The sequence below is a fragment of the Microcoleus sp. w1-18aA5 genome (genome assembly GCF_036701705.1).
GTDB lineage: Bacteria > Cyanobacteriota > Cyanobacteriia > Cyanobacteriales > Microcoleaceae > Microcoleus.
Genome location: NZ_JAUPTE010000047.1, coordinates 20,482 through 41,839 on the forward strand (window position 1 = coordinate 20,482; position 21,358 = coordinate 41,839).

18 protein-coding genes are annotated in these 21,358 nt (G+C 45.3%); 8 read left to right on the forward strand and 10 right to left on the reverse strand.

The features are described 5' to 3' along the window. Position 1 precedes the first annotated feature (1 nt). From Q5691_RS17505 to Q5691_RS17515, 3 genes are all read right to left on the reverse strand, one after another. Positions 2-1,402 (reverse strand): hypothetical protein, encoded by a 1,401-nt coding sequence (locus Q5691_RS17505; protein WP_333311088.1) that lies wholly within the window; start codon positions 1,400-1,402, stop codon positions 2-4. A gap of 58 nt (positions 1,403-1,460) precedes the next feature. Beyond that, positions 1,461-2,195 carry a DNA-binding response regulator gene (locus tag Q5691_RS17510; protein ID WP_333212971.1) on the reverse strand — a complete coding sequence of 245 codons (735 nt, stop codon included), beginning with the start codon at positions 2,193-2,195 and terminating at the stop codon, positions 1,461-1,463. 63 nt (positions 2,196-2,258) lie between these two features. Next, positions 2,259-3,851: a glucose-6-phosphate isomerase gene (locus tag Q5691_RS17515; RefSeq protein WP_333345915.1), complete on the reverse strand. Its 1,593-nt coding sequence runs from the start codon at positions 3,849-3,851 to the stop codon at positions 2,259-2,261. Between the two features lie 463 nt (positions 3,852-4,314). Between Q5691_RS17515 and dusB the strand changes: the two genes are divergently transcribed. From dusB to Q5691_RS17530, 3 genes are all read left to right on the forward strand, one after another. Beyond that, positions 4,315-5,325 carry a tRNA dihydrouridine synthase DusB gene (gene dusB / locus Q5691_RS17520; RefSeq protein WP_333227082.1) on the forward strand — a complete coding sequence of 337 codons (1,011 nt, stop codon included), beginning with the start codon at positions 4,315-4,317 and terminating at the stop codon, positions 5,323-5,325. A gap of 99 nt (positions 5,326-5,424) precedes the next feature. After that, positions 5,425-6,345, forward strand: a complete 921-nt coding sequence (gene argF, locus Q5691_RS17525) for an ornithine carbamoyltransferase (protein ID WP_333311094.1) — start codon at positions 5,425-5,427, stop codon at positions 6,343-6,345. A gap of 160 nt (positions 6,346-6,505) precedes the next feature. Continuing rightward, on the forward strand, positions 6,506-7,156 hold the full coding sequence (locus Q5691_RS17530) for an NAD(P)H-dependent oxidoreductase (protein ID WP_333345918.1): 651 nt from the start codon (positions 6,506-6,508) through the stop codon (positions 7,154-7,156). 228 nt (positions 7,157-7,384) lie between these two features. On the opposite strand, the gene Q5691_RS17535 is transcribed toward Q5691_RS17530, so the two are convergent. From Q5691_RS17535 to Q5691_RS17545, 3 genes are all read right to left on the reverse strand, one after another. Next, positions 7,385-8,998 (reverse strand): family 10 glycosylhydrolase, encoded by a 1,614-nt coding sequence (locus Q5691_RS17535; RefSeq protein WP_333345921.1) that lies wholly within the window; start codon positions 8,996-8,998, stop codon positions 7,385-7,387. A gap of 289 nt (positions 8,999-9,287) precedes the next feature. Then, the gene (locus Q5691_RS17540; protein ID WP_333345924.1) at positions 9,288-9,569 is read right to left on the reverse strand and encodes a type II toxin-antitoxin system RelE/ParE family toxin; all 282 of its coding nucleotides are present in this window, start codon (positions 9,567-9,569) and stop codon (positions 9,288-9,290) included. Next, positions 9,559-9,801, reverse strand: a complete 243-nt coding sequence (locus Q5691_RS17545; protein ID WP_333102366.1) for a CopG family transcriptional regulator — start codon at positions 9,799-9,801, stop codon at positions 9,559-9,561. The genes Q5691_RS17540 and Q5691_RS17545 overlap by 11 nt, the downstream gene beginning before the upstream one ends. Before the next feature lie 128 nt (positions 9,802-9,929). On the opposite strand from Q5691_RS17545, the gene Q5691_RS17550 reads away from it, so the two are divergent. Both Q5691_RS17550 and Q5691_RS17555 read left to right on the forward strand, forming a co-directional pair. Further along, a complete protein-coding gene (locus Q5691_RS17550) occupies positions 9,930-11,999 on the forward strand; it encodes an Eco57I restriction-modification methylase domain-containing protein (protein WP_333345927.1) in 2,070 nt (689 codons plus the stop codon). 128 nt (positions 12,000-12,127) lie between these two features. Then, positions 12,128-13,492, forward strand: a complete 1,365-nt coding sequence (locus Q5691_RS17555) for an MFS transporter (RefSeq protein ID WP_333311103.1) — start codon at positions 12,128-12,130, stop codon at positions 13,490-13,492. Between the two features lie 323 nt (positions 13,493-13,815). Here the strand turns inward: Q5691_RS17555 and Q5691_RS17560 are convergent, their stop codons facing one another. Together Q5691_RS17560 and Q5691_RS17565 are read right to left on the reverse strand one after the other, a co-directional pair. Beyond that, the gene (locus Q5691_RS17560; RefSeq protein WP_333345930.1) at positions 13,816-15,174 is read right to left on the reverse strand and encodes a calcium-binding protein; all 1,359 of its coding nucleotides are present in this window, start codon (positions 15,172-15,174) and stop codon (positions 13,816-13,818) included. A gap of 213 nt (positions 15,175-15,387) precedes the next feature. Further along, positions 15,388-16,749: a calcium-binding protein gene (locus Q5691_RS17565; protein WP_333345933.1), complete on the reverse strand. Its 1,362-nt coding sequence runs from the start codon at positions 16,747-16,749 to the stop codon at positions 15,388-15,390. Between the two features lie 328 nt (positions 16,750-17,077). On the opposite strand from Q5691_RS17565, the gene Q5691_RS17575 reads away from it, so the two are divergent. The 3 genes from Q5691_RS17575 (at position 17,078) to Q5691_RS17585 (ending at position 19,664) form a co-directional block, all read left to right on the forward strand. Beyond that, positions 17,078-17,629, forward strand: coding sequence for a GNAT family N-acetyltransferase (locus Q5691_RS17575; protein WP_333214014.1), 552 nt, complete (start codon positions 17,078-17,080; stop codon positions 17,627-17,629). Positions 17,630-17,952: 323 nt separating this feature from the next. Next, a complete protein-coding gene (locus Q5691_RS17580; RefSeq protein WP_333214016.1) occupies positions 17,953-18,699 on the forward strand; it encodes a HEAT repeat domain-containing protein in 747 nt (248 codons plus the stop codon). 41 nt (positions 18,700-18,740) lie between these two features. Further along, positions 18,741-19,664, forward strand: a complete 924-nt coding sequence (locus Q5691_RS17585; protein ID WP_333214018.1) for an Rpn family recombination-promoting nuclease/putative transposase — start codon at positions 18,741-18,743, stop codon at positions 19,662-19,664. 112 nt (positions 19,665-19,776) lie between these two features. Here Q5691_RS17585 and Q5691_RS17590 read toward each other — a convergent pair whose 3' ends face one another. After that, positions 19,777-20,550, reverse strand: a complete 774-nt coding sequence (locus Q5691_RS17590) for a class II aldolase/adducin family protein (RefSeq protein WP_333214020.1) — start codon at positions 20,548-20,550, stop codon at positions 19,777-19,779. 116 nt (positions 20,551-20,666) lie between these two features. After that, a complete protein-coding gene (locus tag Q5691_RS17595) occupies positions 20,667-21,344 on the reverse strand; it encodes a hypothetical protein (protein WP_333310814.1) in 678 nt (225 codons plus the stop codon). Between the last annotated feature and the right edge of the window lie 14 nt (positions 21,345-21,358).

A 21,358-nucleotide genomic window follows, 5' to 3' on the forward strand; every position in this document is an offset into this window, starting at 1 on the left:
ATTAAAAAAGTGCCTTTTTCCGCCCGAATATTAGCCATGCTGTAGGGGGGACAACGCTAACAAAACTCGTAACTAGGGAGATCACAGTTGTTCCCGATCCCGCTCCCAAAATGAGACTGGGTGACAACGAAAAAGTTAAACTTGTCAATACAAAATGGGGAGAATTGATACTCAAAGCCGCAATTGGCAGCAAAATAGATGGATACCAAGGCATTAGCCAAGGTGTAGCAAACAAAAACAAAGTGAGAGTCGTCCATCCAATATCTGATACCAAATTAATTTCCGAATATTTTTTGCGGAATAATGATTTCATTAACGTTCCTGTATAGTAAACAATCCAGCTTAAATACGCAAAATATTTGACTAATAATAGAATACTTTTCCTAGTTTCAACATTTACATTGGGTAAAAAATTCATAAATAAATTGATTGCATGGTGAAACGATCGAGCCGTCGCCCCGGCGGTTCCTGGATTTAAAAGACTTCTCCAAGCTGAAACGGTTGGCATAAATGTATAAGTTATCACCGCGATAATTAATAAAGAAAGCAAGACTGATGCTGCTAAATCTTTCCACCGACGCTGCTTGCAGAGGAAAGCAGCAACTAAGGGTAGCCAAATTATAGGTAAGGTTTTTATTAAAAAACCTACCCAAATTGCCAAAATTGCAAAAACATAACGTTGGTAATAAATACATCCTATTAAAACAATCAATGTATTAGCCAGCAAAACGTCGAGGTGAGCATTAGCTATTTGCTCATTCAATAGCATGGGATTGACTAAATAAGCGATTGTTATGAGGTTACGGTTTTCAGAATTTGTTAGCAACCGCCAAATTAAGTAGCTATTGAGCGCGTGTACCAACACGCAGATTATTTTAAAAATATAAACTGCTAGTAAAGGGCTAATTGGTACACCAAGTGCTGATAGGGCAAAAAAGAATAAAGAAACGGGGCCGTAGGTAGAAGTTTGCCCCCAGTGGAGGAAGGGAGATACGTTAGAAATTAAGGTATCGGAATTATTCAGGTAAGGATTAATTTTATGTAAGCTCATCGCTCCGTAATGCAAGTACATATAAATGTCACTGCTTTGGGGATAAGTTATGAGGGCCAGTGCCAGAAAGGGGATTGCATACTTGCAAATATCTAGAAAGCTGGAACTTGTCTGTTTTTTTTGAATTAACCAGATAATATATGTAACTGTTGCTATCAAGTAGGAACCGTTAATTAGAATTCGGATGAGGCTGAAACCGCTGGTAGGGAAATCGTTATAGTTGTCTCCACCCTGTAAAACGCTGTAATACTTGGTGATTCCCATGGAGGTCATGGCAATACAGAAAATTATAGAAGCTGCTAATGCTACAGCATATAGAATTTTCTGATTTTTTAAGTAATTGTTGACCATGATGTTATTTATTCAGCGTAGTAAGTGCAGGTAATTTTCTTTCCCAGAGCGTTGGCGGTTATCTGACTAAATGGTGTTCCATAGCAAAGCGAACGAGTTCTGCTCGATTGTTGCTTTCAGTTTTTCGGAACAAGCTGCTGACGTGCTTTTCGATCGTTCGAGGGCTGAGGTGGAGTGTGGAGCCTATTTGAATATTAGAAAGACCTTCTGTCAGCAAATCTAGCACTTGTCGCTCTCGCTGCGTCAAACTCGGAGCATTTTGGCTGGGAGATGCCCGTGAAGCGGAGCTATCCCGTAGGGAATCGCCTGTGTTTGACTTTTGAGTTAAAAAATCTGCTTCTGGCTTGTCATTGGCTCTGCTGCGTGCCTCTGTTGGCGTTGGTTCGGGTTCGGGGGAACGAGAGGGGGCCTGAGCGATGAGAGCGTAGCGATCGAGCAAAGAGCGAATAACCGCCCCCAATTCCTGGAGTTCAAAAGGTTTAGCCAGATAATTGTCGCACCCCATCTGATAGCCGCGAATCCGTTCCTGCGTGCTCGTGCGTTCCGTCAAAAAAATCACCGGCAGCAAGCGGAAAGAGGGACGAGTCCGAACTCGCCGCACGAATTCGTAGCCATCCATCTGGGGCATTGTAATGTCGGTAACAATCAAGTGCGGCTGAAATTCATCTACCAAGCCTAAAGCTTCTTTGCCGTTCTCAGCAGCGATTACAGAGTATCCGGTAATTTCTAGATAATCGGTAATTGACAAGCGAGTCGCGAAATCGTCGTCAGCAACCAGAATCGTTAATGGCATGGGGGAATTAAAAATTAAACATTAAAAGTGACTAATTTCACTTTTAATGTTTAATTCTACTGTTTAATTCTCTTGATAACTTGCAGTTAAAGTAGCCGGTTGTCCTAATTTGCCCTCCAAAGCTACGCCGCGCCCGTTGGCTGCCAAATGTCGCAGAGTTTTATAAATTGTCTCGATTTGCTCTGGTCTTCCTGCTTTTTTTGCTAGTTCTGCTACAGACAGAGGTTTTTGGGAGTCTTTGAGCACTTGCAGTACCCGTTGCTGCAAGTCCAATACAGCAGCGGCTGCTTTTTTGCCTGCTTCAACCCCGGGCTGGTGATAGGCATTGACATTCACCAAGGAACCGTAAAAACCTACGGCTCTTTCGTAGAGGGCGATTAATGCTCCTACTGTCCGAGGGTTGACTTGGGGAATTGTGACAGTAATGGAATCTCGGTGATTTTCGTACAAAGCTTGTCGAGTTCCCTGCAACAAACCCGACAAATAATCTCCTGAAGTGACGCCAGTTTCTACTTCTGGGGAAATGCCTTGCCTGTCTTGCAAAACTTCGATAAATGTTAGGAAGAAATTCGCCACGCCGTCTCGCAGTTGCTGGACGTAGGCGTGTTGGTCGGTGGTGCCTTTGTTGCCATAAACTGCGATTCCTTGATGAACTGTGTTGCCGTCTAAATCTTCCTGTTTGCCGATCGATTCCATGACTAATTGCTGCAAGTACCGGCTGAACAATAGCAGTGAATCTTTATACGGCAAAACTACCATATCTTTTTCGCCACGTCCGTTGCAAGCAAAATACCAGGACATTGCTAACAAGGCGGCGGGATTATGTTTGATTTCGGTGGTTCTGGTAGCTTCGTCCATGACTTTAGCGCCGTCGAGCATCGCCCGAATGTCGATGCCTTGCAAAGCTGCTGGCAAAAGTCCGACTGCTGACAATTCGGAAGTGCGTCCTCCCACCCAATCTGCCATTGGAAAAGTGGTAATCCAGCCTTCGGATTTGGCTAATTTGTCTAGTTGGCTGTCAACTCCGGTGATGGCAATTGCTTGTTTGGCAAAATCCAGTTTTTCGGCGGCGAAGGCTTTTTGAACTTCGATCATCCCGTTGCGGGGTTCGGGGGTGCCGCCGGATTTGGAGATAGTAATTACTAAGGTGCTGGCGAGTTTGTCTTTGATTTTGTTAAGGATGCGATCGATCCCGGCGGGATCTGTGTTGTCGATAAAATGTATTGCTAGGGGCGGAATGTCTGGGGATAAAGCTTCGGCGACAAATTGGGGGCCGAGGGCCGAACCACCGATGCCGATCGAAATTATGTCGGTAAATTGCGGAGCAAAGGGCGGTTTAATATCGCGGTTTTGAATTTTTTTGACAAATGCTTCGACTTGTGATATGCCTTCGACTATTTCTTGTTTTAATTCTGGAGTTGGAGCTAAATCAGGGTTTCGCAGCCAGTAGTGGCCCACCATGCGGTTTTCGTCGGGATTGGCTATCGCACCTGCTTCTAAAGCTGCCATGTCTTTGAAAGCTTTGTCAAATTTGGGCTTCATTGTGGCGACGAAAGCGTCGTCGAATCCCATGCGACTGATATCGAGGTAAAGTCCCAATCCAGAGTGATAGTAAAGCCAGTCTTGATAGCGTTGCCAGAGTGCTGTGGCATCCATAGGAATTCTCTACAATTTTTTTAATGTTCGATCGGCGTCGTCAGGAATCCACCAATTGTAGTTTAAAACGATCTGATGTACGGCTTTTGCAGAATCCCAATAAATTTAAGCATTAATCGTCTGAAGGCAGCCGGTTCTGAAGGCAAGCAGAGCATTCGGCACGATTAAACAAGAAAAATATGACTTGGGCAACACTCTTAGTAGGTAGATCCCCCATTAATGGCCACACCCCATAGATAGAGCGAAGAGGCACAGAGATTTAACTGTGGTCGGCGTTGGCGTTTGGGTTCTGGTTTCACAATATTCAAATTCGGGCGATCGGGATGTGTAAAATAGGCATCGCGGTCAGGTTAAATATACTTTTAGCTGCCACTCAATAATCGGCTAAAAATATAATTAACAACTGTCAAGTATCGCAAGTGTAGTATAATATACAGATATTAGAATTAAAGTGCGATCGACTATGCTTACTCTATCTCCCGAATTAAAAGAAAGGTTAGCAACTCCGCTCAAAATCGGCGATTTTGAAGTTAAAAGTCGCGTCCTGCAATCGCCCTTATCCGGCGTTACCGATTTGGTATTTCGCCGCCTGGTGCGCCGCTACGCGCCAGATTCGATGATGTACACGGAAATGGTGAACGCTACGGGTTTGCACTACGTGAAGCAACTGCCGAGAATTATGGAAGTTGACCCGAACGAGCGCCCGATTAGCATTCAATTGTTTGACTGCCGGCCGGATTTCTTGGCAGAAGCGGCGCAGAAAGCAGTGGCAGAAGGAGCGGATACAGTTGATATTAATATGGGCTGTCCGGTTAACAAAATTACTAAAAACGGCGGCGGTTCTTCCCTGCTGCGAGATCCTGAAACAGCCGAGGCAATTGTGCGGGCTGTTGTGGAAGCAGTAGATGTTCCTGTCACGGTTAAAACTCGGATTGGTTGGACTGACAAAGAAATTAATATTTTGGAATTTGCGAAGCGGATGGAAGATGCGGGAGCAAAAATGATTACCGTGCACGGCCGCACTCGATCGCAAGGTTACACCGGTCCGGCAAAATGGGAGTGGATTCGCCGAGTGAAAGAAGTTTTATCGATTCCAGTTATTGCTAACGGGGATATTTTTTCAGTGGAAGCAGCGATGCGATGTCTGGAAGAAACCGGCGCTGATGGAGTGATGTGTTCGCGGGGAACTTTGGGCTATCCTTTTTTGGTAGGAGAAGTTGATTATTTCTTGAAAACTGGTGTAGAAAAGATAGCTCCGACACCAATTGAACGTCTCGAATGTGCTAAGGAACATTTGCGGGCTTTGTGGGAATATAAAGGTGAAAGCGGTGTTTGCCAAGCGCGCAAGCACTTAACCTGGTATGCTAAGGGTTTCCCCGGCGCTGGGGAATTGCGGGGTGTGTTGGCTGTGGTAGAAACGGTTGAACAAGGTTGCGATTCGATCGATCGCGCGATCGAGCAATTGCCCGCATAAACCTTAGCCGCAGATGTCAGCTAGGGATTACAGAAACAAAATTTACCTCTGCGGGCTAAGATTTAAGACACAGTTAAAAATTTGTGTGTGGGGGAAAGCATGGATTCCTTAAAAGGGCGAGATTTATTAAGTCTGGCAGATTTAAGCATTGACGAATTAAATTATTTGCTAGATCTAGCAGCCAGTTTAAAATCGGGAATGGTCAAGCTGAAACGCAATAAAGTTCTCGGCTTGTTATTTTCCAAAGCTTCAACGCGAACGCGGGTAAGTTTTACGGTGGCAATGTATAAATTGGGAGGGCAAGTGATTGACCTTAATCCCAACGTTACACAAGTCAGCCGCGGCGAACCTTTGGTAGATACAGCCAGGGTTTTAGACAGATATTTAGACATTTTGGCGATTCGGACTTTCGAGCAAAAGGACTTAGCAACTTTTGCTAAATATGCGAAAATCCCTGTGATTAATGCGCTGACAGATGACGAACACCCATGTCAAGTGCTGGCGGATTTGATGACAGTAAAAGAGTGTTTTGGGAAGTTGGAAGGGGTGACTTTGACTTACTTGGGCGATGGCAATAATATGGCTAATTCGCTGATGTTGGGCTGTGCAATGACGGGAATGAATGTAAGAATTGCTTGCCCTCAAGATTTCCAGCCGAATGCTGAGATAGTGGAAAAAGCTAAGAATATTGCTCAGGGAAAAACAGAAGTTACTGTGACTGCTGATGCGGAAGCTGCTGCTAAAAATGCTCAAGTGATTTATACTGATGTTTGGGCGAGTATGGGACAGGAAGAGGAAGCAAAAAGCAGGATTCCTTTGTTTGAACCCTATCAGGTAAATGAACAATTGCTGAAGTTAGCAGATAAGAATGCAATTGTATTGCACTGTTTGCCTGCACACCGGGATGAAGAGATTACCGATGCAGTGATTGAAGGCAGTCAATCGCGCGTTTGGGATCAGGCAGAAAATCGGATGCACGCTCAGCAAGCTTTGCTGGCTAGTATTCTCGAAAGCGATTAGGAATCAGCTAAAAATTAGTCTGTCGGGGGATGAAATCGACCTGCTCGCTACTTTTTGCAGACCGCTTCCGTTATCATTTCATTTGAACCAGGATTATTGGCAGCCAGCCTGTAATTATCCGTTTCAACCATGATTAATAGCAATCTCTTAAGTAAAAGAAATGAATCACATCACTACGACAGACTTACTCGAAAATCTCAAATGGCGATATGCCACCAAACAGTTCGATCCAGCCAAAACAATTCCTCCAGACATCTGGACAGCTTTAGAAGATGCGTTAGTGTTAACACCATCTTCTTATGGGCTTCAACCTTGGAAATTTCTGATTATTACGAGCTCGGAATTTAAAGAACAGCTCAAACCCCTCTCCTGGAATCAGTCGCAGGTTACTGATTGCTCTCATTATGTGGTGTTCGCGATTAAAAAGCATCTCAGTGCCGAGGATGTCGATCGCTTTATAGCTCGCACTGTCGAGCTGCGGGGCGGGACTGTAGAGGCAATGGCAGGATATCGGAGTCTAATCGTCAGTGACTTGGTTGATGGTGGCCGCAGTTTTAATATTAATGACTGGTCAACGCGCCAAACTTATATTGCACTGGGCAACTTTATGACCAGTGCTGCATTGCTTGGTGTTGACACCTGTCCAATGGAAGGAATTGAACCTGTCAATTACGATCGCGTGTTGGGTCTTTCTGCAAAAGGCTTTACTACCGTCGTAGCTTGTGCGGCTGGCTATCGCTCTGAAGCAGATAAGTATGCTTCACTCGCAAAAGTAAGATTCCCTAAGTCAGAAATCTTAGAAACTTTATAGAACCCATTTGGTATCTTCTGGAGCGAACTATATGGTTTTGAGGGTATCGTTTTACCAGAGGATTTAATACCAGAGTCAGGACTTTAAACTAACAGGCATCAAACCAGATACAACCTAGATACCTCAAAGGCTTGTGAGACAACAAAAAGATCCTAAATGGGTTCTATAAACCCGGGATACGCTGTAAGTCGATCGCAATAGTGCACCCCGGCGCACCCTAAAAAGATATTAAGAGGCTCCGAAATTCACTTTTGTTACGTCGCCGGCGACAACATTAACTGTTTGTTGAATCTGACTACCGTCAACTTTCAACTGATAAGTTCCCGGAGAAAGCTCGATCGCCCCAAACCATCCTTTACCATCCGCGCGCAGTTGGCGCACCTTGCCCGCAGCATCGATCGACTGCAATGTCAAGCTCGCACCGTCGCAAGTTCGAGCGCACCGCTGCAAATTTCCGGCGATCGCACCTGTAGTCGGCCGCGACTTCCAAGGCATATCGGGAACCGCTGCTGCTGTCGCCCACACAGGCTGAGTTTCATAGGTTTTGCCCGTCGCAGCATCAACGTATTGACTCGGCTGCGACAGCGCGGTATAGAACAAATCGTTGCTTTGGGGTACGTATTTCCAAGGCTGGCGGGGCAAATCACCGCTACCGCCCGATCGCAGTTCCACATTCGTGTACACGTTGCTGCTAGCGTAGGAATAGAGCACCGTACCTGCGACGTGATTTCCTTTCGCAGACGGCTGTTCGGCGCGACGAATCTGGCCTAGAGTGTCTTCGATGTAGTTGAGGTAATTGCCGGGGCCGATCGCAATTTGGCGGTTGTACTGGTGGTCTTTGGCGTACTCGATCCAGTTGTCATAAGCGAGTTTTTGCGATCGTTTGTACTCGCGCTGGTAAGTCATCGGCATCGCCATGTCTACAATCCCTTCTTCCAGCCAAGCGCGCCAATCCTGCAATACTTCTTTGTAAGGCTGCGTTTGATACCACCCTGCATCGTTTTGCGGGCCGTCCCCCCAGGCGATCGTGGCGGCGGTAATTTTAACGCGCGGTTTAATCGCAAGGCTTTCTACATAAAGCTTCCGGACTAAATTTGTCACCTGTTCGCGCCGCCACTGCATCCACGCGGGATCGGTGGGTGCGGGTTTGCCCGATCGACCTGTTTGCTGATTAAAACGGGCGATCGCAGTCGGATTGTAGCCCCAAGTCGGCCCGCCGTAGCGCACATAATCCAACTGTACGCCGTCCACATCGTAGCGCTTGAGCAAGTCCAAATAGACGGAAACGGTATAATCTAGGGCGTCTGGATGGCCGGGATCGAGGAAACCGGGTGATTCGCCGCTCGAAGTCAGCATCGCCCAATTGTTGATTCCCGGCGCATTGGGCCCGTGTTGTTGCCAAACGTGACCGGCGGGAAGTTTGGTGCCCGAAACCACCGGCAGCGTCACCATCCAAGCGTGTACTTCAATGCCTGCGGCGTGGGCTTTGTCAATCAAATCTTGCAGTGGATCGAAACCCGCAGGAACGTTGGGATCGAGGGTGCGGGGTTCGATCGCACTCGTGTAAAAAGCATCGCCGCGGCGGCGGACTTGGGCGACGATCGCGTTGGCATTGGCCCGCTGCGCGTCTGCGATCAATTTTGTGACTTCTTGAGGAGTTTTAAAGCCGGGGTTGAAGGCGTCCACCCAGAAGGCGCGAAAATCGGCGGTTTGGGTTTGTGGGGGCATAGTTGCGATCGCCCCGGATGGGAAGTTGGAGAACCAACCAGGAGTCAGCAGAAAACTAATTGTTAAGCCAATCAGGAACAAGCTTGACAAAAAGAATGTTTTGGTATTTCGCATCAGAAATGTGTGAGAGAGCGTTTAACAGTCCTTTACAGACTTTTGGTTTGAGCGTCCGCTTGACATTTTCGCACAATCATACATTAATTGGGCAGATCGGTAAAATAGGTATTGCAAAACACACGCTTGCAGAAAAAGTCGATCGGGTCTCTTACACCCTTCTCTGTATAAAATTATCTGCTTCTTTCTGCTTCTTTCTTCTTCCTTCGTGTCCTTCGCGTCTTCGCGGTTCAATAATACTAATCCTATTTTGGCGAAAATACACTAAAAGTGCGATCGGCAGCATCACCTAATTTTCTGGATACTTTCTTGAACTGTGAAGGATACGGAGAATTTCTACGTTTTCTTCTTTTACTCGATAGATGATGAGATAAGAGGTATTGGAAATGACAAGTTCTCTAGTAGCTTCTACGCGACCAACTCGACCCATAAAAAGAAATTCTGCGAGTTGACCTACAGCACTCTGAATCCTTAAAATTAATTGCCTTGCTGCCTCTGGATCGTCTTTAACAATATATGCGTGAGCCTGTTCTAGATTTCGCAAAGATTGTCGCAGCCACTTAATTTTCATTGGTCAATTTGACAAAAACTGCTTGGACTTCATCATCGCTGGCAAAGTCTCCAGCTTCGGCCTCGGCAACGCCTTTGTTAATCTCATCGAGCAGCCATTGATAATTTTCTAGGTAAGAAGCGATCGCTTCGTTCAAAACATAAGTTAAATCGCGATCTGTGACAGTAGCGATCGCCTTCAGCGCCTCTTTTTTTTCGCTATCAAGGAGAAATGTAAAATTTTCTTGACTCATGGCTGCCCTTTGCTGTTATGGGAAGAGAGTAAACTGGTACTATGATAGCGTATAGATTCCTATTTTGGCGAAAATAAACTGAACTTGCGATCCTCTTCTAGGGCTTCGCTAACGCACTTTTTGAACAAATGATAGTACCCCACTTTCAAACCCTAGCCCTTCCGGGTAACAGCTACTCAACAGCAAGCAATTTACTCGATCGAGTAGATGGCTGGCGCCAAGAAGCAACCCGAAAGTTGCAGCAAAGCCAGAGAGGAGAAAAAGGACAATTTTTAACACCTTCCTCAGTCGCAAGTTTGATGGCGGGAATGTTTGAATTTAACTGTCCTGATATATCGCTTTTAGATGCCGGGGCTGGTATTGGTTCGCTGTTAGCAGCCGTTGTTTGCGAACTTTGCCAGCGCCCAAACAAACCGCACAGCCTCCACGTTACAGCTTATGAAATTGACCTTATTTTGATTGAATACCTCAAGCAAACTTTAGAATTATGCAGTATTGAATGTCAGCATTTTGGGATATCTTTTACCTCTGAGGTTCGCGAAATAGATTTTATTCAAGACAGCGCCGATATGTTGCAGCCCCATCTATTTACACAACCAGTAAAACGGGAATTTACCCATGCAATTATCAATCCTCCCTATGCCAAAATAAACGCTAAATCCCAAGCCCGAACCTTGCTGCGTTCTATAGGACTAGAAACCAGCAATCTCTACGCTGGCTTCACAGTTGCTGCTGCTCACATGCTCAAACCAAACGGTGAATTAGTATCGATTACTCCCCGCAGCTTTTGCAACGGTTTATACTTTCGAGATTTCCGCAAAGTATTCCTTCAAATGATGGCTTTACGCCAAGTACACATCTTTGAATCCCGACAGTTGCCATTTCGCGATGATGCGGTGCTGCAAGAAACTATTATTGTGCGCGCCACCAAACAAATAGAACAGCCAGATACTGTACTAATTACCTCAAGCAGCAGCGCGGGCGACGACCTGGTTTTGTCTCACCAACTGCCCTATACCGCCCTAATTAATCCCCAAGACTCCGAGCAATTTATTCGGATTCTACCGGATTCTGTCAGCCAGAAAGTAGTCGAGCAAATGGCTCAATTTACTTGTACCCTAGAGGAATTAGGCTTAACAGTTTCCACCGGAAAAGTTGTAGATTTTCGTGTTCGCTCTGACTTGCGGCTAAAACCTGAAAAGGGTACAGTTCCGCTGATTTATCCCGCACACTTCTCGGCTGGCGGTGTTGAATATCCCACCGCAACGAGAAAGCATCAAGCTTTAGTTGTCACGGAAAAAACTGCTGCACTCCTCGTACCTAACGAACATTATGTTTTGAGCAAGCGCTTCTCCTCAAAGGAAGAGAAAAAGCGAATTGTTGCAGTTGTCTGGGATGCCAATAAAATTAATAGTTCTAGCGTTGGTTTTGAGAACCATTTGAATTACTTTCACCAACAGAGACGCGGATTAGACCTCACCCTGGCGGGGGGATTGGCCGTTTATCTAAATTCGAGTTTGGTAGATGCGTTTTTCCGACTGTTCAACGGACACACTCAAGTTAATGCTACGGATTTACGCACTTTGAAGTATCCTAATGTAGAGCAATTACTTTTACTTGGCGCTCAAATAACAGAAATATTTCCTACACAGCGGGAGATTGATAAACTTGTCGAGACACAACTGCTTAACGATCCCAATCCGTTAGAAAATAGCCCGACGACAATCAAGAACCGTATTGATGAATCTCTAGAAATCCTTGCAGCGCTGGGTTTTCCAAAAGGTCAGCTTAACGAACGTTCCGCCTTAACCCTTCTGGCTTTGCTTGACCTTAAGCCAAAGGAAGCTTGGGAATCGGCAAAATCTCCTATTCGGGGCATCACACCAATTATGGAATTTATGGAGGAGGAGTACAGTAAAAAATATGCACCAAATACGCGGGAAACTGTGCGCCGCCAAACGGTGCATCAGTTTCTAGATGCAGGTTTAATTGTTGTTAATCCTGACAGTCCCGAACGTCCGGTGAATAGTCCAAAAACCGCATATCAGATAGAAGAAAGTGCTTTGGAATTGCTGCGAACTTATGACACTTCTGAGTGGGACAAGAATCTTCGCGCTTACCTCGTTCATTTTAACGGAGAAAATCTTTTGCAAGCTAATTCAAAAAATAAAAATTGTTTTGAGTCTGAAGGATGCTAAAATGCACTATTTATATGGCAGCCGCTGGCATCGGAATGGCATATACTGTGATGCCAGGGGTTGAATTGACCGGAATTGTCGATCGCACTCAGTAAATCAAATAAGTAACTAGGTAAAATATCTCTGCAATGGAAAAAAAGCATAACGCTGGATTGTGGGTATCAGTATTATACTTCGCTCAAGGTCTCCCTTACACCGTCGTTAATTTAATGTCGGTGATTTTTTTGAAAGGTATGGGAACCAGCAACGAATTGATCGGATTGACAAGTCTTTTGTCTTTTCCTTGGGTTTTAAAAGGTTTGTGGGGGCCCGTTGTTGATTTGTATTCCACGAAACGCAAATGGATTTTAACAACCGAAATCATTTGTGCTTTCCTGTTTGCTTTCCTGGCTTTTGGCGTATTAACGCCCGCACCGATTATTATATCGCTTGTTATCTTTACCGCGATCGCCTTTGTGTCAGCTACTCACGACATCGCCATTGACGGATTTTATTTAAACACTCTAAATAAAGACCAACAAGCACTATTTGTCGGGGTTCGCAACACGGCTTATAGAGGTGCTGTCATTGCCGGTAGCGGTTTATTGGTGTTCTTAGCGGGGAAACTGGCCGAAAACCATTTAGTCACTGGAAATACAGGCGACACCAAAATATATCAAAACATTCCGCTGTCACTTTTCGGTTCGGATTTTAGCGTGTCGGCGCTTAACTACGGATGGGCGACAGCCTTTGGCATTTGTGCGATTATGTTTGTGCTGATATATCTTTTTCAGCGGTGGTATCTTCCCTATCCTCGCAATTACGCTCTGGAATCCGACACCCCCCAACGAACAACCAGCTTTATCGAAGCATTCAAAACTTATTTTCAGCAAGATAAAATAGGTTGGATTGTGGCTTACGTCTTGATTTTTCGCTTGGGCGATGCCTTGACTTTTAAAATGGCTCCTCCATTTTTAATGGATAAAGTTGAGAAAGGAGGATTAGCAGTTTCTACGTCGGATATGGGCTTATTATCCGGTACTTTAGGGGTAATGTTTCTGTTAATAGGAGGGTTACTGGGCGGCTATTTGATTGCCAAACAAGGATTGAAAAAATGGATGTGGCCGACGGCTATTCTGCAAAATTCAACTAACGTGCTGTATTGGCTATTGGCAATCAATCAACCGGGGATTGAATGGGCTTATGCCGTAAATTCGATCGAGCAATTTACATACGGACTTGGCGTAGCTGCCTATACAGTGTTCTTGATGCGGACTGTCCGCCCTGAATACGAAGCATCTCACTATGCAATTACAACGGCTTTTATGGCCGCAGGAGTGCTGATTCCGGGCGTTTTCAGCGGCTACTTGCAGGCGAGTCTCGGTTATCAAAATTATTTTTTGATGAGCGCGCTGGCTGTGATTCCCGGTATGCTGACGATTTTCTTTCTGCCCCTAGAAGATGAGAAAAAATTAGCATCCATGCCCAGACCTGGACTGGACGATTTCGATTAAGATCAAGTGCGATCGCTATAACTATAATATTCGGGCGGGTCGGGTTTACCAATGTCTGCACTACTTTTGGAGATTTCGGTCAACCCCTCCCTAGAGGAATATGGATGTTTGTAATCATGGAATGAGTATAAATCAATACGCTTGGGCTAGCGCTTTCCGACGAATTTCATTTCACGCATTTATGAGAGTCCCAGACTTGTTAAAGGAAATCAGATTATTCTTATCCCAAGCGTATTGGAGTATAAATTATGTGCGGTTGCGTTCATAAAATAAGGACACAACAATGTTGTGTCCCTACCGAAATCTGTATTGCCAGCCCCGAACTAAATCGCAATAAAATCACTAGCTGTTAGCGGACTACTTGGAATGCCAGGAATACTGGCAAGAACTTCGCCGTTACTGGCAATTTCGATCGTCGTTATAAAATCGCCTGCAGTAACTCTCACTTGGTTGAAGGTCAAACCTCCGCTCAAACCGATTAAATCTTCACCCTTTTGAAAGTCTACAAGTGTATCTGTACCGGCACCTACTCCTAACACCAATACGTCGCGTCCAGCGCCGCCAATCAAGAGATCCGCACCCGCTCCGCCAATGAGCGTATCGTCTCCTTCTCCCCCGTTCAAATTGTCATCTCCTTTGCCACCTAATAGCCGATCGTTGCCGCTGCCACCGCTGATAATATCGTTGCCTTTGTTGCCACTGAGAGTGTCGTTGCCCCCATTGCCAGTGATAATATCGTCCCCTCCAAAACCTGATGCTGTATTGTTGGTATCGTCGCCGACTAAATTATTAATTTGGGATGGATCTAGAGCAGTTTGCATTGCTGCAACATTTGCTAAAAATGAGGCTCCCGGAGTGGTTCTTAATTGCTCTAAACTGCTGCGAGATTCCAGCGAGGTTGCCAAGTCGGGCAGTGTAAAGTCTACGCCAGCTAACAGCTCTAAATAATCGGAATCCGTGAAGGTGAAATCAGGGCGGCTCAACTCGTCTACAGAGATTTCTTTCTGAGTCAATCCGGGAGGTGGAGAAGTTAACAAACCGCTTTGCGTGTGCTTGTCCAAGACAAGTAGCGGGTTGATAACCGGGTTAGTAAATGTTTGAAGAACTACTTTTCCGGGGAGAAAAGCTTCTCCTCCCAAACTAACAAAATCCCCCTCAACTACGTAGTGAGTTACATTTTTTCCGGCACCGACTTTCTGCTTGAATGTATTGACGGTGCTCTGATCAACTCCGGGAGAATTGAAGGTGACAACATCTCCGATCGCAGATGTGAATTCAGTGGCGGCTAGTTGCGTTATGGCGCCGCCCAAGCTGTGTCCCAGAAGGTCTGGTGGCAAGCGGCTGGGGTTTTTGGTTGTATCTTGACTGATTTGGGTCAGCCAATTTCCTAATGCTTGTTTGTTGGCTTCAAATTGGTTAAAACCGGTGCCGCGCGGGTCTCCGTTAGCAAGATCATCTACGGGCGAGTCGGTGCCGCGAAATACTAAAACTGGCGGTTTGTCTGAGGTGGTGGAAATTAAGCCGATCGCGTGAAATCCAGTTCCGGGATCGTCAAAGGTGCGATCGATTTGGTAGCCAGCAGTACTCAAGCCTGTTTGAACTAAAGTTTGAAACTGGGGCTGGTCATCTATGTAAGCAAGTTGCTTGGCTATAGTTTCGTAAGCGGCGGGGGAGGAGGGCATATTTTTTTATTTCCTGTCGTTTGAGGGGGAATTAGTTTTTAAGCTACTTAACTAAGTTTACTATAAACTTCGTTTATTGACCATATTAATTGGTCATTTTTATTGGTTTTTTAGTGGCAAATTGATAGAGATTTTTTAATACAAAAAAACTCTCGCTACAAAACCAAGGCAGATTTTGCGCCACCAAAAATACCAATTTTGAGCACCCTAAAGCTATACAAAATCTACCCGCGTAATATCGCTGGCAACTACGCCTCTGAGAGTAGCAAGAATTTCCCCAGTAACCGGGATAGTAATTAAAGCTCCGTCAACACCTTGAGTTACTATAATTTGAGGAAAAGTTAGACCCCTCGACAGTGTAATTAAATCTTCACTATCTTGAAAATCTAAAATCACATCTGCTCCGCCGCCGGATTCCAATACAAAGCGATCGCGCCCCGCACCACCAATTAAAAAATCGTTACCAAACTCGCCGGAAACCAAATCGTTTCCGTCGCCACCTTCCAAATAATCGTTATCTCTGCCGCCGTACAAGAAATCGTCGCCATCACCACCGATGATGCTGTCATTACCTCGATTGCCTCTGAGAGTATCGTTACCGCCGTTGCCGATAACTGTATCCTCTCCAGGGCCCCCCGTAGCAGTATTGCTACGAGCGTCGCCTGATAAATAATTCGGTTGTAAGGGAGCTAAACCGTATTGCATTTCTCTGATCAACTGCACAAAAGAAAATTCTGGTGCTGTTCTCAAACTCTCTGCACCGCCTCTGGTTCTGATGGCGACTGACACATTGGGCAGGGCGAAATTCATCGCAGCGATAAACTCGTTAAAATCTGAGTCGTTGTTATAAGCAAATTCGGGACTGTTTAATTGTTCTACGGAAATTTGCCTCTGCAAAAAACCCACGGGCGGAGTAGTTAACAAATTTTCAGTTCGATGTTTTGCCAAAACAGTTAAGGGATTAATACTCGGATCTGTAAAACTTTGGATAAATACTTTACCCGGAATAAATGCTTCACCAAACAAGCTGACGAAATCTCCGCTGACAATGTAGTGAGTGACATTTTTGTTGCCGACTCTGCCGAGATTTCTCCGAAAACTGGTGAATGTATTCGCGGAGACTCCCGGAGAGTTGAAAGTAAAGATATCTCCGGTCAGAGATGTGTATTCGGTTGCTACAATTTGAGCGACTGCTCCGCCCCAACTGTGTCCGATGACATCTGGCAATAATTTGCTGGGGTTTTTACCAGTATTTTGACCGATTTCTGTGAGCCAATTTTTGATATTATCTTTGTTCTTTTCAAATTCAGGTAAACCAATGTCCCGCGAGTCGGAAAAAATAGCGTCGCCGTCGATGAAGTCTGTACCTTTAAATACGAGGGCGGGCGGGTTTTCGGGATTGGATGAACCGAATCCGATCGCATAAAAGTTTGTTTCTGGGTCGTCGAATATGCGATCGATATAGTAGCCATTAGTATCTAGGAAAGTCGAAACTTCATTTTGCGCGCTCGGCTTTTGATTCAAAAAAACAATTGATTTAGCTAGAGCTTCATAAACAGCAGGCGAGGAACTCATAATATTATATTTTCTGTTTGTTGGTATTTGCGAGCGCTCAGGCTTGAGCTAATTGTCCAATGGCAGCAATTATAGCTGACAAGATTTGTATGGTACACTTGATAATATCAACTCAAGAATTAAGTTTTTACGGTTATGGGTATCATTCGTCAATACATTGCTCCATTAATAGCGGTATTAGTATTTTTCGCGGCTCTGGTAGCAGTCAGTGCTCGCATCTTTTTGCCTGGTGACATGGCTGCCCCGGCACCGATTGAGGAAGCGATCCCTCAAAAGCAAGCGGCAATAGTCAATCCAATGTTCTTGGGGCTAAATTATTCCGCTTTTCGTGTCCGCTGAGCTGAGGTCTGCTCAACTAATACCGGGTTACTGGCTGCGATCGGGATCGGGACTCGATCGGGCAAAACTGGTAAAGTTTATGCACCGGACTTACCAAGAGCTTTACCCGGATGGGGAATTGGGACATTTGGCTCAAACTGTCGAGCAGTATTTTTCTAACCAGACGCCGGTTTGGTGGGTAGAGTGCCAGAAAAACAGCCAGGAAGAGGCAGAAATTTTGCCGGCGCTTCCCTCGCAGTATCTCAATCCCCAATCTCAGGCGCAAAATCTCCAATCGGTTGTCGGATGTTTGTGGTTGGGAAATGCGATCGACCAAACCACCGGAGAACGCTACGCTCACATTTTTTTGCTGTACGTAGCACCGGAACATCGCCGTCTAGGAGTCGGTGCAGCTTTAGTTATTTATGCTGAGAATTGGGCGCGGGAAAGAGGCGATCGGCAAATTGGTTTGCAAGTATTTCTGAGCAATCAGCCGGCGGTGAATCTCTATCAAAAATTAGGCTATCAAAGTCATTCCGTCTCGATGCTCAAGTCTCTTTGAAAAATAAATTCTACTGGTTTGGAATCAGGGCTAAAGTCCTGATTCATCCAAATTATGAGGACTGAATTCCTCACTACCAACTTAAGTAAAAGCAGAGATATTCGTTTGTAGTAACTTATATGTTGCACCATTCTCAATTAGCCTTTTATGAACAGGCTTTTGGGCCTGTTCCACAAAAGATAAATTTTATTCTTGTGGAACAGGCCGGAAAGCCTGTTGCTCACAATGGTGCAATATCGTGGGCACCCTACAATTATTGACTGGTGACTGGTGACTGCTGACTGAGTTGCTTAGGAGCATCCTCTGTGCGGTAAAGTTTTTTTATGAACAATAACGACTACTCCAACGCCCTTGATACTGACACGGAACTGGAAAGCCCTTTGGATCAATTTGACGAATCCGAACCCCCGCTGCCAGATCCAGAGGAAATGCTGCCTTTGCTGGAATCCCCGGAACCTCAGCACCGGATGATTGCGGCGCGGGCTTTTTGCGAACTGCAGGACGATCGAGCAATTTCCCATTTAATTAATTTATTGAGAGACGGTTGCCCCTTGGTGCGAGTGAGCGCGGCTTATGCGTTGGGGCGAAATCCGAGCCCCGATGCTGTGGAACCGCTGATTGTTCAGCTTAACCGCGACTGGAACGGTTACGTTCGCAAAGGGGTAGTTTGGGCCTTGGGAAATTGCAGCGATCACCGCGCTTTGCCATCTTTAATTGATGCTCTGAAAACTGATATTTCGGCGGTGCGTTTGTGGGCGGCGAGTTCTCTGGGTCAAATGGCAAAAGTTGGTTACTATGTGGTGATTGCGGCGATTCCGCCGTTGATTGAAGCGCTGCGGGGAGATGCTGTGTCTGCTGTGCGAAGTAATTCCGCTTGGGCGATCGGGCAACTGGCGCGAGAATTGCCGAATAATATAGTGTACGCTGGGGCGATCGACGGTTTGATTGAAGCTTTAGAAGAAGATGAAGATATGGGCGTCAGGGAAGATGCTAAATCTTCGCTATTGCGAGTCGGCGATCCGCGCGGATTGCAGCTTATTGAAGATTTAGAAATGGAAGGAATTTTGTGATATAATTATCACATTAAAATACCATTTACTAATTATCAATTATGAATTTCATCAACCCTAAGACAGATTTTGGCTTCAAAAAAATCTTTGCTTCGCCCCAGAGCAAAGAAGTTTTGATTAGCTTCCTAAATGCCATGCTCTACAACGCAGAGCCGACAATTACAGACTTAGAAATCATCGATCCCTACGCCGCACCGAGCATTACTGGGTTAAAAGACACTTACCTGGATGTCAAAGCAAAAATTACGGGCAACAAAACTGTAATTATCGAAATGCAGGTCATCAATGTAGAAGCTTTTACTAAGCGCGTTATATATAATGCAGCAAAAACCTACGCCACTCAACTCAAACGGAGAGAAGGCTACTCAAAATTAAATCCTCTCATCGCTCTCACAATTACGGATTTTATCCTGTTTGAAAATACCGAAAAGTTTCTCTCACATTTTGTCTTTAAAGAAGTCGAAGAAAACTTCGAGTATTATCGGGAAATAGAGTTAGTTTTTGTTGAACTACCAAAGTTTAACAAAAAATTAGAACAAGTTGAAAATCTGATTCAAAGCTGGATTTATTTTATAAAAAATGCTCCTGAACTGGAGGAAATACCGGATAAATTGGCGTCAGTACCCGAAATTCAAACAGCTTTTAACATTGCTAACAGGTCTACCTTAAACCTTGACGAGTTAGCATCATTAGAAAAGCGGGAAATGTTCTTTGAAGACCAACGCGGTGCCGTTATTAAGGGGATGCAAGAAGGTCGCCAAGAAGGTCGCCAAGAAGGTCTAATTGAGGGGCAAACAGCATTAATTCTGCGTCAAATCGCGCGGCGCACTGGCGAAATCCCACCAGAAGTTCAAACTCGCATCCAGCAGTTATCTCTCGAACAATTAGATGATTTAGGAGAAATCTTGTTAGATTTTACCAGTCAAGAGGATTTGATAGCTTGGCTGGAATCCGTGTCAGCATGAATTTATAAATTTTGCACTTCTGATACTAAATCCGGCTTTAATACCCCCTTCATTCTTGATTCGCCGCAGGCGGACTGTGTTTGTGTAGTAGCGGTTTCAACCGCCTAGTTCCTTAATCTAATAAGTCAGGTTCCCGACGCACTATCATGTCATAAAGCGGTTGAAAGCTAAACCATCCCATGCGGTGAGACCCTACTTGCTGCTGTGTTAAACGCGCACATTCTGGCTTGATGAGAATTGGTTTTCCTGCTGCTTCGGCCATTAACTGCGCTTGACAAGAACGTTCCATTGCAATAAACCACCAAGCCGCTTCATCTACTGTTTGACCTACTGTTAACAGTCCGTGATTTTGTAAAATAATCGCTTTTTTCTCACCTAAAGTTTTGGCGATGCGTTTAGCTTCTTCGATTTCCAAAACAACTCCGGTGTAATCGTCAAATAAAGCTTGGTCTTCATAAAAAGAACAAGCATCTTGCGTCAGCGGGTCAAGCAGGCGGCCCAAACTCGACCAACTTTTGCCGTAGGGAGAATGAGCGTGGGCTGCTGCGATTACGTCGGGGCGGCCGCTGTGCACTTGGGAATGAATGGCAAATGCTGCTTCGTTTACGGGTTTATTTCCTTCCACAACTTCGCCTTTGTGGTTGACTAAAATTAGGTCGCTGACTCGAATTAAACTAAAGTGCATTCCAAAAGAATTGACCCAGAAATGGTCGAGGTGTTCGGGGTCGCGGACGGTGATGTGTCCGGCAATTCCTTCGCTGAATCCGAAGCGGGCAAATAATCGGAATGCGGCGGCTAAACGCTGTTTGCGGTGGCGGCGTTCTTCTTCAACTGAGTTGAATGTTGGGGGTTGAAAAGTGACTTTGGGGATTTTTATTGCAACCATAGATTTGGGAATTGGGAATTGGGCGTTGGGCATGGGGCATTGTTGACTGTTGACTGTTAACCGTTGACGGTTAACCGTTAACTAATGACTACTGACTAATGACTAATGACTACTGACTACTGACTACTGACTTTATCTTCGCTGAGACGCAAGCCTGCGATGTTTTTGCAGTCAAAGGTGCCGTTGTTGCCGGGGCGACGTTCTATTAATTCGATGATTTGTCCGGCGGGGTTTTGCAGAAACCACTGGGTTAATGAGCCGTAGTCTAGAGGACGCTCTGATAGCGGTTTAAAGTTTTTATTTTGCCATATTTTAGCAGCATTCTGCACGTTTTCGACTCGAAGCGCGACGTGGTGAACTGCTTCTAATCCTCTTTCTTGCTGAAAGCGGTTTTTTTGGTCGCCGGCTGCGTGGGGCGCATCTAATACTACTAAGCCGCCCGCTGGCATTAATAAGGTCATTAAATGCAGCCACAAATCGGAGGGAACGTTAATGTTTCCCGAACAAAAGTTGATCGGGAACAAGTCGGGGCCTTCAACTGTTTTGGCGCCGAAAGAGCGCAAAGATGCGGCGTATTTTTCGAGATCGGTGCGGCTGGGAAATGTGATGACAAAGTGGTCGATCGCAACTTGTTCGTCGTACAGGTGTGTTTCAAACGTCCAGGCTGTTAAAAATTCGGGAGTGATAAATTTGAGGTTGAGTTCCAGCAAGCCATTTTTTTCGATGAAAGGTGAGTCAAGATGGCCCTCAAGGTTGCGATCGAACTTTAGGGTTTGTAGATTCAAGTTTTTCATCTGTATTCGCCGAT

Bases quoted from the DNA above. Each gene is read 5' to 3' on its own strand.
- Q5691_RS17505 (WP_333311088.1), bottom strand. From the start codon at position 1,402: ATGGTCAACAATTACTTAAAAAATCAGAAAATTCTATATGCTGTAGCA.
- Q5691_RS17510 (WP_333212971.1), bottom strand. From the start codon at position 2,195: ATGCCATTAACGATTCTGGTTGCTGACGACGATTTCGCGACTCGCTTG.
- Q5691_RS17515 (WP_333345915.1), bottom strand. From the start codon at position 3,851: ATGGATGCCACAGCACTCTGGCAACGCTATCAAGACTGGCTTTACTAT.
- dusB (WP_333227082.1), top strand. From the start codon at position 4,315: ATGCTTACTCTATCTCCCGAATTAAAAGAAAGGTTAGCAACTCCGCTC.
- argF (WP_333311094.1), top strand. From the start codon at position 5,425: ATGGATTCCTTAAAAGGGCGAGATTTATTAAGTCTGGCAGATTTAAGC.
- Q5691_RS17530 (WP_333345918.1), top strand. From the start codon at position 6,506: ATGAATCACATCACTACGACAGACTTACTCGAAAATCTCAAATGGCGA.
- Q5691_RS17535 (WP_333345921.1), bottom strand. From the start codon at position 8,998: ATGCGAAATACCAAAACATTCTTTTTGTCAAGCTTGTTCCTGATTGGC.
- Q5691_RS17540 (WP_333345924.1), bottom strand. From the start codon at position 9,569: ATGAAAATTAAGTGGCTGCGACAATCTTTGCGAAATCTAGAACAGGCT.
- Q5691_RS17545 (WP_333102366.1), bottom strand. From the start codon at position 9,801: ATGAGTCAAGAAAATTTTACATTTCTCCTTGATAGCGAAAAAAAAGAG.
- Q5691_RS17550 (WP_333345927.1), top strand. From the start codon at position 9,930: ATGATAGTACCCCACTTTCAAACCCTAGCCCTTCCGGGTAACAGCTAC.
- Q5691_RS17555 (WP_333311103.1), top strand. From the start codon at position 12,128: ATGGAAAAAAAGCATAACGCTGGATTGTGGGTATCAGTATTATACTTC.
- Q5691_RS17560 (WP_333345930.1), bottom strand. From the start codon at position 15,174: ATGCCCTCCTCCCCCGCCGCTTACGAAACTATAGCCAAGCAACTTGCT.
- Q5691_RS17565 (WP_333345933.1), bottom strand. From the start codon at position 16,749: ATGAGTTCCTCGCCTGCTGTTTATGAAGCTCTAGCTAAATCAATTGTT.
- Q5691_RS17580 (WP_333214016.1), top strand. From the start codon at position 17,953: ATGAACAATAACGACTACTCCAACGCCCTTGATACTGACACGGAACTG.
- Q5691_RS17585 (WP_333214018.1), top strand. From the start codon at position 18,741: ATGAATTTCATCAACCCTAAGACAGATTTTGGCTTCAAAAAAATCTTT.
- Q5691_RS17590 (WP_333214020.1), bottom strand. From the start codon at position 20,550: ATGGTTGCAATAAAAATCCCCAAAGTCACTTTTCAACCCCCAACATTC.
- Q5691_RS17595 (WP_333310814.1), bottom strand. From the start codon at position 21,344: ATGAAAAACTTGAATCTACAAACCCTAAAGTTCGATCGCAACCTTGAG.